This window comes from Bariatricus sp. SGI.019 (assembly GCF_050315235.1).
In the GTDB taxonomy this organism is placed as follows: domain Bacteria; phylum Bacillota; class Clostridia; order Lachnospirales; family Lachnospiraceae; genus JAFBIX01.
This window is the reverse complement of record NZ_JBNPOQ010000025.1, coordinates 22,302-33,675: the sequence shown is the minus strand read 5'-3', so window position 1 is coordinate 33,675 and position 11,374 is coordinate 22,302. Positions and strand designations below refer to the sequence as shown.

Annotated in this window: 10 protein-coding genes; 2 read left to right on the top strand and 8 right to left on the bottom strand. The window is 39.3% G+C overall.

Translation table 11 applies throughout. The features are described from left to right. Positions 1–217: 217 nt before the first annotated feature. Both mgtE and ACQRD1_RS13200 read right to left on the bottom strand, forming a co-directional pair. Complete coding sequence (gene mgtE / locus ACQRD1_RS13205) at positions 218–1,621, bottom strand: magnesium transporter (protein WP_347375293.1); 1,404 nt, start codon at positions 1,619–1,621, stop codon at positions 218–220. Between the two features lie 425 nt (positions 1,622–2,046). Next, a complete protein-coding gene (locus tag ACQRD1_RS13200) occupies positions 2,047–3,432 on the bottom strand; it encodes an MATE family efflux transporter (protein ID WP_427787765.1) in 1,386 nt (461 codons plus the stop codon). A gap of 268 nt (positions 3,433–3,700) precedes the next feature. Between ACQRD1_RS13200 and ACQRD1_RS13195 the strand changes: the two genes are divergently transcribed. After that, complete coding sequence (locus tag ACQRD1_RS13195; RefSeq protein ID WP_235231571.1) at positions 3,701–4,213, top strand: ferritin; 513 nt, start codon at positions 3,701–3,703, stop codon at positions 4,211–4,213. 1 nt (position 4,214) lies between these two features. Next, the gene (locus tag ACQRD1_RS13190) at positions 4,215–4,394 is read left to right on the top strand and encodes a (2Fe-2S)-binding protein (protein ID WP_347375291.1); all 180 of its coding nucleotides are present in this window, start codon (positions 4,215–4,217) and stop codon (positions 4,392–4,394) included. A gap of 57 nt (positions 4,395–4,451) precedes the next feature. Here ACQRD1_RS13190 and ACQRD1_RS13185 read toward each other — a convergent pair whose 3' ends face one another. The 6 genes from ACQRD1_RS13185 to ACQRD1_RS13160 form a co-directional block, all read right to left on the bottom strand. After that, positions 4,452–5,960, bottom strand: a complete 1,509-nt coding sequence (locus ACQRD1_RS13185) for an FGGY-family carbohydrate kinase (RefSeq protein ID WP_427787763.1) — start codon at positions 5,958–5,960, stop codon at positions 4,452–4,454. 35 nt (positions 5,961–5,995) lie between these two features. Then, on the bottom strand, positions 5,996–6,991 hold the full coding sequence (locus ACQRD1_RS13180; protein WP_427787762.1) for an ABC transporter permease: 996 nt from the start codon (positions 6,989–6,991) through the stop codon (positions 5,996–5,998). Beyond that, positions 6,991–8,514 carry a sugar ABC transporter ATP-binding protein gene (locus tag ACQRD1_RS13175; protein ID WP_427787760.1) on the bottom strand — a complete coding sequence of 508 codons (1,524 nt, stop codon included), beginning with the start codon at positions 8,512–8,514 and terminating at the stop codon, positions 6,991–6,993. Before ACQRD1_RS13175 ends, ACQRD1_RS13180 begins: the two co-directional genes overlap by 1 nt. Positions 8,515–8,587: 73 nt before the next feature. Next, positions 8,588–9,682 (bottom strand): substrate-binding domain-containing protein, encoded by a 1,095-nt coding sequence (locus ACQRD1_RS13170; RefSeq protein WP_427787758.1) that lies wholly within the window; start codon positions 9,680–9,682, stop codon positions 8,588–8,590. Between the two features lie 20 nt (positions 9,683–9,702). Then, positions 9,703–10,584, bottom strand: coding sequence for a class II fructose-bisphosphate aldolase (locus ACQRD1_RS13165; RefSeq protein ID WP_427787757.1), 882 nt, complete (start codon positions 10,582–10,584; stop codon positions 9,703–9,705). 11 nt (positions 10,585–10,595) lie between these two features. Further along, positions 10,596–11,363 carry an SDR family NAD(P)-dependent oxidoreductase gene (locus ACQRD1_RS13160; protein ID WP_427787755.1) on the bottom strand — a complete coding sequence of 256 codons (768 nt, stop codon included), beginning with the start codon at positions 11,361–11,363 and terminating at the stop codon, positions 10,596–10,598. Positions 11,364–11,374: the final 11 nt, after the last annotated feature.

Below are 11,374 nucleotides of genomic sequence, written 5' to 3'. Positions count from 1 at the left end.
AATAGCATCATCTTATCTTTTTATCCAATCGATTATCTATATATATAAGTCTCATTTATTGTAAAAATCAATATAATCTAAACAGTCCAAAATGATTCATATATTCTATAAAAGATTTTACCCAAAGCCATTCAAAAGGGACAGGGTAAAACGAATTGGGGACACCCTTATTTTAATTTGGGACGGAGGAAAATGAAAAAACCCCCGTCCCCTCCACTTACATCAACATCAACCATGCCAGTCCGTAATATGTGACAACTGCGACCAGGTCGTTGACAGTCGTGATCAATGGCCCGGAAGCGACCGCGGGATCAATCTTCAGTTTTTTGAACAGGATAGGGATGATTGTCCCGGAGATGCTGGACAGCAGCATGGATACAAGCAATGCAATTCCGGTACACATAGAGACGGAAAATGCAACTGCTGCCGGTTCTCCTTTGAAGATCAGCAGATACAATCCGATCAGCACGAAGGAGAGTATCCCGAGAATCGCGCCATTGCAAAGACCGACTTTCGCTTCTTTAGCGATGAGATACAACTTCTGTTTTCCGGTAATCTGTTCATCCATCAGCACACGGATAGTCACCGCCAGGGACTGGGTTCCTACATTTCCCGACATATCCAAGATCAGTGACTGGAAGCAAATGACCAGTGTCAGGCTTGCCACCACCGCCTCAAATAGACCTACTACGCTGGATACCACAAGCCCCAATCCAAGCAGCACGATCAGCCATGGAAGGCGTTTTCCGATGCTCTTCTTCATAGGTTCATATAGATCTTCTTCCGCGGTCAGACCGGCGAGTCTTGCATAATCTTCTCCAAGTTCTTCGTCTACAATCCCGGTAATATCCTGTGCGGTCAGTACACCTCGCAGTCTATTCTTCGCATCCAGTACAGGAATTGAATCTTCCGAATAATCTTTCATCCGTTCAATACAGTCTTCAATCTGTTCGTCCGCATAAACATAAGGATAGGATGTCATCGTAATTGCCTCAAGCGCCGTATTCTCACGGGCAATGATCAGATCCTTCAGATCGATGGCCCCTGCCAGCATTCCGCCATCATCTAACACATAGATTGTAGAGACATTATCATTTTCCGCTGCCTGATCCACCAGTTCCCGCATTGCCTGGCGTACGCTGATCCCTGCCCGGATGGCAATATAATTGGTCGTCATCTTACTTCCGATCTCATCTGCATCAAATGAGCTGAGCAGCATGATCTCTTTTTTGACCGACTCATCCATCAGATCAAGATGGGCATTGCGCTCCGATTTCTCCAGTTGGCGGAGATATTCTGCCGCTGCCGAAACTTCCATCTGTGACAGAACTTCGATTCTTTTACGTATTCCCAGTTCCCCGATATAGTCATTCGGATGATCCGAATATTCCATTACATTTGCAAGGGTTTCCGTGTCCAGAATACTATAAAGCCGGTAACGCTCATCCTTTTTCAGAAGTTCCATCGCTGTAGCAATATCATTTTCATGATAATCCTGAAGCCGTTTCTGCATTAACTTCGGTGTCAGATTGCTTCGGATGATATCTGCAATCTCCATCTGGTAATCCGGGTGCTGTACATGCCCTTTTATCTCTGTCAAATTCATTTTCTTTGTATTCATTGTTCTACGCCTCCTTTTCACCTGACCCATGGTGCAATTCAAGACCCATCTGCGAGTCCTGATGCGGGTTACGAATCTGCAAAGCAGGCATGGAGACAGCATATAATAAGTAAAAATGGGCATAAAAATACCATTGTCAGTTATAATACGACATGCTCCACACTCGCCTTGCGCCAATGTAGTACAGTTTTAGAAACGGACAATGGTACTCATATATCTTACATCTGTTCTATACATCTATAAATTCTCACAACAAAATCAGTCAGAATACGAACGGGCCATAGCCGCAGGAATTCTGACAATATATGAATACCTTGTCTGTACTTCGACCACTACTACCGTCCATAATCTCACCTCTCTTACTTACTGATATTTGCTATTTTGCTTCTATTATATTAACACAATTCTATCTTTGTCACAACCTTTTACTTCCCAGCCGAAGAATTTTCGTGAAGACAACGCTCCTTTTTGGACGTCTCTACATAAAATGCTTTCCAGAAAATCAACCCTTTCAGCACACTGGAAATGGTAAATGCCCACCAGATTCCATCTGATCCAAGCGCTGTCTTGCTGAGTATCCATGCAATCGGCAGGCGGATCGCGGTAAATGTTATGCTGATAATACTACAAAGCTTTGTATTCCCAAGCCCCGAGATTGCTCCCACTGACATCAATTCCAGACACATAAATGCCTCTCCCAGGCCTATGATCATAAGATAATGGGAAGATATGGCAATCTCATCAGGCTGATGGAAAAAGATTCTGGAGATTTCTCTCGGGAACAGAAGAAATACTACTGAGATCAGGCCTCCCCAGACGAGCACAGATACCACGGAGATCCGGTATCCTTTTCTGACGCGGCCCATCTTCCCTGCGCCATAATTTTGTGCCGCAAATGCGTTCATAGCGGATGAAAATCCATTTGCAACGTTCCATGATATGGACTCCACCTGACCACCCACTCGCAAAACCGCGATTGCAATATCCCCGAAAATTCCTGCCATCCGTGAAAGCAGCATGGAGATCATGCAGTAGACTATCCCCTGAATCGCACTGGGGCCGCCAATCAAGCATACACGTTTCATATAAGAGGCCTCTATCTTACGGATATAATTTACACTTCTCAGAACATTCGCCTCGGATTTGTCCAACCGCATACCTGCCACCAAAACTCCCACCACGATCATCTGAGACAGAACGGTTGCGATTGCCGCCCCTGCAGCTCCCAGTGCCGGGAAAGGTCCTAGCCCCAGAATTAAGACCGGATCCAGTAACATATTCAACATTAACCCTGTAAAATTCGCTTTCAATGGGGTCTTGGAATCTCCCTGCGCAGTATACAGGCCCGTTAGCACCAGCCCCAAAAAGGAAAACAGAATCCATCCACAGGCAATCTTAATATAGATATGTGCCGCATTCACTGCATCCTGATGTTCCAGTTGGAAAAACGACACCAGAGGCTCTGTGAGAAACCCACATACCAGACCGAAAAATATACCTAAGATTACACATAATTGCACCGCAGCTGCCGCATATGCCTGCGCCTCTCTGCGATTCCCCCGCCCCAGTTCCTGCGCCATATAGACTTGCCCGCCCATCCGCGGCAGTGTTACCACTCCCTGAGACATCCAGATATACATGCTGCCAACGCCGACTCCGGCAAGCACTTCTCCGCCAAGCTGCCCGACCCAGGCCATATCCATGATACTGTAGGCCGTTGACAAGAAAGCCGAAGCCATAATCGGCAATGCAAGTCTGGTCAGGACATTCAAGATAGGACCTTTTGTCAAGGCACCTTCTGTATTAGGCATGTGTTCACAGCTCCTTTCTACTAAGATTCTTCCAACAATTTTTGTGCAACTTCCAGATACCGACAATTTTACATCATATCTTCCACTTGCGCAACTGCCTCCTGGTAATTCAATTATAATAAGTGACACGGTAAATCGAATTGGGGACAGGGATATTTTAATCTGGGACGGAGGAAAATGAAAAAACCCCCGTCCCCATATGGAATTTGCACAAAAAATCTGCTATTATTTAAGAAAATAAATATTAGCAGAAAGAGGGAATATTATCATGTTGGACAAAAAGGTTGTAGAATTGCTGAATCAGCAGGTGAATAAGGAATTGTATTCTGCATATTTGTACCTGGATTTTTCGAACTATTACTATGACCAGGGATTGGACGGATTTGGTAACTGGTATAAGATCCAGGCGCAGGAGGAGCGTGACCATGCGATGCTTTTCATCCAGTATCTGCAGAATAATGGGGAGAAGATTATACTGGAAGCGATTGACAAGCCGGCTGTTGAGCTGGTAAGTGCTAAGGCTGTTCTTGCGGAAGGATTGAAGCATGAGCAGTATGTGACCAGCCTGATCCATACGATTTATGATGCGGCTTATTCTGTAAAGGACTTCCGTACCATGCAGTTCTTAGACTGGTTCGTTAAGGAGCAGGGCGAGGAAGAGACGAATGCTGATAATCTGGTTAAGAAGTTCGAGTTATTCGGAGACGATCCGAAGAGCCTGTATATGCTGGATAGCGAGCTTGGAGCACGTGTATATTCAGCTCCTTCTCTGGTACTTTAATATGAATCCAGATAAGATTATCTGCCCTTGTCATAAGGTAACCAAAGGTGATATCGCCCGCGCCATAGATCAGGGTGCCTCTTCATTTAAAGAAGTCAAAAAGGCCACCAAGGTTAGCAAAGCCTGTGGCAAATGTAAAAAGAAGGCTAAAAAATTAACTAAGAAATTATTAGGAAAATAATGGGTATTGCAAAGTCGGGAGAATGATTTGATTCTCCCGACTTTCTCTATTTGACCACTATTTTTCTTCTAATCCATCTAATTCTCCCCATATACTATCTAACTGATAAATAATTTTTTTATAAACTTGATATTTCTTTTCATAGAATTTCACTTTTTCTGGATTTGGTTGATAAATTGCTTTTATTTTTACCCAATCAGAAACTGCCGACTTTATATCCGGGTACAATCCCGTCCCTACAGCAGCTTCCATAGCAACTCCCATGGCACCTAATTCTGACGCTTTTGAGATTTCTACCGGAACACCCAAAACATCTGCAAACAACTGCATCCATACCGATGACCTTGCTGCTCCTCCAGCCATACGGACAACATCTAGTTTCTCAATATACTTCCTCAGTCGTTCAATATGATACTTATGACAAAAAGCAACTCCTTCATAAATTGCTCGAAGCATTTCTTTTTTTCCATGACGCGCTTCAAGACCAATAAATGCTGATTTAGCATCTGGCCCAACATTACTACCATATAAAAACGGCAGGAAAAATAAAGTATCATTATAATCTGCTTCTTCTACCAGTTTATTGCAAAAACCATAAACATTTTCCAATCCATAATCCTTTACAAAAGTATCAATAAACCACTCTAGGTTTGTTGCTGATGTGGAGCTGCCTTCCATTACACAATACATTTCAGGTATACAATATTTATAAACCATAAAAATATTCTCATCTGTAACAGGTTTTTTCTTTACAATACTATTAATTCCCCATGTGCCTACGATTATTCCCAGTTGATTTTCTTCTGTAACTCCTGTCGAAATAATACATGCTCCTGTATCCATCTGCCCCCCAACAACAGGTGTTCCTTCTTTTAATCCAGTCAATTTTGCACACTCCGGCGTTACACTCCCTGCTATTTCCGTACATTCCAGAATTCTCTTTGGAAACAAATCCAACCATTTTTCAATTCCTAATTCCCTATAAATTTCCTCGGTAATCTGTTTCTTCTCTTGATCCATAGAAGCAATTCCGGACGCTTCTGTTATTTCCAACGCAAATTCTCCAGTCAAGAGATAGCGAATATAATCTTTTGCCGTAACAACCACAGAAGCTTTTTCCAAACTTTCTGGTTCATGATCTTGAAACCATGCAAGTAATGCCGGAACATTTCCCGCCCATATCTGTTGACGTATTTTAGGTAATATAGATTTCCATGTTCCATTTTCATTCCACTTTTTAACATATTTTTTTGCTCTTGTATCACTACTTAAAACAGCATTTCTTGCAGGATTACCGTTTTGATCGAACAAATACATTCCATTAGCTTGTCCAGTAACCCCAATCCCTCCAATAGCACTACTTTCAATTTGACTTTTTTGAATTACCATTTTTATTACATGGTATACTGCTTTTTTTGCCTCATATACATCACGTTCTACCATTTCTTTTCCTGGGTAAATCACTTTTAGCTTTTGTTCACTGACAGCAATCTCTTCACCAAACTGGCTGAAAATGGCAGCTTTTACCATCGTTCCGCCCATATCAATCCCCATATAATATTTCATTTAGCTTGCCCCTTTCTAGAAAAAACAAACAATTCCTACTTATTTGAAGCCGCAAAAGAACGATTCAAAGAAATGCCATCTAAACATACAGCAAGAAGAACAATCATATATTTCACAAAATCTTGCCAATAAGAAGGAACCATCATCAATGTTAACGCATCCTGAATCAGTACAATAAAAACTAAGCCCAGTACAGATCCCATAACCGATCCCTTTCCACCATTCATACTAGCACCACCAATTACAGCTGCAGAAAGCGCCACCATTTCTCCACCTTGTCCCGCACTTACTGCTACACCTGAATAGCGAATCATATATATGATTCCTGCTATACCAGCGAGTACTGCACATGCTATGCACGCTAATATTTTAATCTTATCTGTTTTCACTCCAGAATATCTTGCAGCATTTTCATTACTTCCTGTATAAAATACTTTACGCATTCCTGATGATTTTTTTACATATATCCCACTGATAACAGCAATTATAATAAAACATACAGGTGCCATTGGAAAAGTTCCAATAGTACCTTGCCCTAAAAAGGCAAAAGACGCATGTTCCTTTAACTCTTGAACTAAGGAAATCGGAGACCCACTTGTCAGAATATATACTAGCCCTCTCGCAATTCCCATAAAGCAAAGAGATACTATAAAATGTGTTAAGTGAAGTTTTGTCACCAATAAACCTAGTAATATTCCAAAACATCCTGCTGCAGCAATTCCTATCAAGCTCGCAATCCAAGGATTTATACCCGATTTCACACCCAACGCCGCAACCGTCATTGCAAGACACATGGTAGAACCAACAGAAAGATCGATTCCTCCTGATATCAGAATAATCGTCATACCTATAACAATTATTCCATCTACAGACAAACTAGATATAATAACTTTCAAATTTGACCATTTCAAGAAATTACTATTCGTAATACTTAATACTACAAATAATACTATTACAATTAATGCCAGCATCGTTTCTCTTTTTTCAAATAGTTTTTTTAAATATCCTTTGCCAGACTCTTTTTTCTCCATTATCTTACCTCCTCGTATTTATAAGCACCGGAAATATAATAAATTATTTGATCCGAATCAAAAGGATCTTTTACCTTTTCTTTCACTTGATCACCATCAATATCGATATACATCAAACGATCACATAATCCTAATAATTCATTCATTTCTGAAGAAATAATAATCACGCCTATTCCAGTATCTGCAAGATTACGAATGTATTTCCCGATTTCGGCCTTTGCCCCTGCATCCACACCTCTGGTTGGCTCATCAAGTATTACTACCTTTGGCGCCTTCGCCAAAAGTTTTCCTAGCAATACTTTTTGCTGATTTCCACCTGACAAAGTCCCCACAATTTGATTTGCTCCTCTACATTTAATAGAAAGTTCCTTTATTTTCGCATTTGCGAGGGCTTGCTCTTTACTATTTTTTATAAAATGTCCATTAGAAACTTCTTCAAGATAAGTAGAAGATATATTAGATGCAATAGAATACTCCATATAAAGTCCACTCTTTTTACGATCTTCACTGAGTAAAATCAATCCCTTTTTATAGATCTGTGCTGTTGATAATTTATTAATATTTTCTCCAAGTAAAATAACATCTCCAGCTTTTCTTTTTCTAAGATTTACAACTGCTTGCATAATTTCTGTTCGTCCAGCACCAACAAGTCCCGCAACCCCTAATATTTCCCCTTTATACAAAGTAAAGTCAATATCTCGAAACCGTTCTTTTTTATCCGATAAATTTTTAACCCGAAGCAAAATATTTTCATCTTTATATTCAATTGTTTCTGGTTTTTGTGGGTAGATATCTGAGATTTCACGCCCTGCCATATCCTTAATTAATTGTTCCATTTTTGCTTCTTTAGACAAATAATTGGAAATAATTTTTCCATCTCGAAGTACTGTTACCTTATCACTTTGCTCAAATATCTCCGACATCCTATGGCTAATAAAAACTATTCCAATACCTTCTTGCGTAAGCTTTTTCATAATCCGGAATAATGACTCCGTCTCATTTTCTGACAAAGCAGCTGTTGGCTCATCTAACAACAAGATTTTACACCGATATGAAATTGCTTTTGCAATTTCAACAACTTGTTGTTTTGAAATTGGTAAATCAGATACCAATGCCTGCGGATCAATTGCATCTCCGACCAATGGTTCCAATATTTTTCTTGCTTCTTCAGTAATTTTATTATAATTTACAGTCCATGTTTTTCCGTCACATATAGATGCCATCATAATATTTTCTGCCACCGTCACGTCTTGACACAATTCGATTTCTTGATGAACAAATCCTATCCCTAGTTCCTTGGCCTTAGAAATATTTGAAATATCTACTTTTTCATCATTAATAAAGATTTCTCCACCATCTGCGTGAAACAAACCACCTATAATATTTAGCATAGTAGATTTACCCGCTCCATTTTCTCCCAAGAGCGCATGAACTTCTCCACTTTCAAGTTTAAAATTCACATCATTCAACACAACATTTTTCCCAAATTTTTTTGATATATGTTTTAACTCCAGCAGTGCCATAGTGTAGTTCTCCCTCCTTTTGTATTATTAGTCTCCACGCTACAAATCGTGACGTGGAGACTATAAGGGTGCTCTATTCTACCTCGTAAGGGCTTAACATTTCATCAACATCCTTAACCCCTACTTGCTTACAATAATTCTTAATATAAAAACTATCAGCATTCTCTTTTGTAACGATTGACAAACCATTGTCACAATATGGAACCTGCCATAAATTCTCACCATCATTTGCTCTACTATTCATTGGATTTAACATCTCATTATGTGCTGAGAAAAACAAATTTAACATTGCAATATAACCCTGCAAATATTGATCCGGAGCAATTGCTGCAAAAAATTTATCATCTTTTAGTAAATCCAAAACCTGTTCTGATGTATCACAACACGAAACTAATAATTTTTGTTTACCACCGCCAAGCTCAATACCTGCCTGTGCAGCTCCTACTGCCGATGTTGCCTCCGGAGTAAATACTGCTGCCAAATCAGGATGTGCCTGCGCCACTGTCATAACTGCCTGATATGTTTTATCTGCATCTTGACCGGAAATTTCTTCTGCCACCACATTGATATCTGGATAGTTTTCTTTCATATATGTAACAAAGGAATCACATCTTGTTTCATGATTTGTCTGTCCAGGATTCCGCATAATCATAACTTCACCTTTTCCACCCAACGCCTGTGCAATATTCTCGGCCGCTGTATTTCCTTCTTTAGTATTGTCTGAAGTAACATATGCTGTTCTTGCAGAATCCGGTGAATCAGCAGCAAATGTAACTACTTTTACATCTGCATCAACAGCTCTTTGTATTGGATCGACAAAACTTTCTGCTGTTATTGGATGTACAAGAATTCCCGTAGGATTCATCGCAAGAATCTGATCAAACACTTCTACCTGCTTTGATGCATCATATTCTGGAGTTCCCATATAATAACAATTTACGCCAAGTGCTTTTGCTGCATCTTTCATTCCTTGAAACACAGGAAACCAATATTCCACACCTGAAATAGGAACACACATATAATATTTTTCATCTGAACTACCTTTCAAAGTTGTAGTTTCGCTCTTTTTATCCGAATTGTCTGAAGCAGAATTTCCTTTACTACCACACCCCACCAAACTTACGACCAATAATACACATGTTAACATTAAACAAATTCTTTTTTTCATATACTTTCTCCTTTATTCAATTATCGATTCTTATTAATGCAACCAAATAACTCATATTTTTCTCTTATTACTTTTTTCATATATTCCACAGCCCTCTTATTGCCTACAGAAGGCCAAACAGATAAATTATCTATTTCATTTAAAAATTCTTTCATTCCTGTGTAATAACCCTTTAAAATATCGGAAAAAATATTAATCTTACACATTCCAAGTTCGATAGATTTCAAAAGATCCTTTTCCGGTGTACCAGACCCACCATGCATCACAAGTGGAATCTCAGAATGTTTATTAAGCTCATCCATTAATTCCAAATTTAACTTAGGAACACCTTTATACACACCATGCGATGTGCCAATTGCCACCGCAAGAGCATCTACATTTGTTTCAGAAATAAATCTTTCCATATCTTCTACTTTAGTCAAAGCACTTTCATGACCTTCACTTCCACTTTGCACCGCATTTTCAGAATCTCCAACTATTCCATCTCCAACATGCCCCAGTTCTGCTTCAACTGAAACACCATACATATGTGCATATTCTGTCACTTCTTTCGTAAGACGAATATTTTCTTCTAAAGGCTGCTGTGAAGCATCAATCATTACCGAAGTATAACCTTGCGCAATAGCTTTTTTGATTAACTCAAATTCTTTTGCATGATCAAGATGTATACAAACATCCACCTTTGATTTCTTAGCCAAAATATTCATTATTACAGACATCATATCAAACGCATCATCCGTCAAATCCCCTTTTAATCCTTGAAATATGACAGGAGATTTTAATTCCTCTGCAACTTCAATAACCGCGTTTGCCATTTCATAGCTACATACATCGAACGCCGGTATTGCATAATGTCCTTCTCTCGCATCTGCCAAAATTCTATTTAAATTTACTAATGCCATTTTTCTACCTCCTATCTCATCAACATTCCACCTGTTACATCAATAGTTGCCCCTGTAATATAATCCGCCTGTGAAGATGCCAAAAAAAGAATTGTTCTAGCAACGTCAACCGGTTCTGCAACACGTCTTAACGGAATTCTTTCTAAATAAGCATCCACACGTTTTGGATCTTGCAATACTTCTTCATTCATAGGCGATCTCATTATACCAGGTGCTACAGCATCTACATTTATTCCATAAGGTGCTACTTCCCTAGCAAGAGAAACCGTAAATCCTACCAATCCAGCTTTCGAAGAAGCATAATGCGCATGTCCAGAAGTAGAACCATGAAAAGCTGCCTGAGAAACAACATTGATAATTTTTCCTCGCTGTCCATTATCAATCCATTGATTTATTAAAATTTTTGATAAAATAAATGGACCCAACAGGTTAATATCAAGTGTTTTTCTAAATGCTTCTAATTTCATTTCTTTAACATATGCAGTCGGCCATATTCCCGCACTATTGATAAGGATATCTATTTTCCCAAATTTATCTAATACTTTTGCAATTAATTCCTCATCGCTTTCTTGATTAGACACATCGTTATATACCGCTATTACATCTCCAGCATATTTTTCATTTAGTTCTTTTACACGTGCAAGTACTTTTTCTTCGTCAACAATATAACTGATTGCTACATTAGCTCCTTCTTGTAATAATAATTCAACAGTTGCAGCACCTAATCCACTACCGCCTCCTGTAACAATCGCAACCTTTCCGTTTAATTCATAATCCATTTCATTCTCTC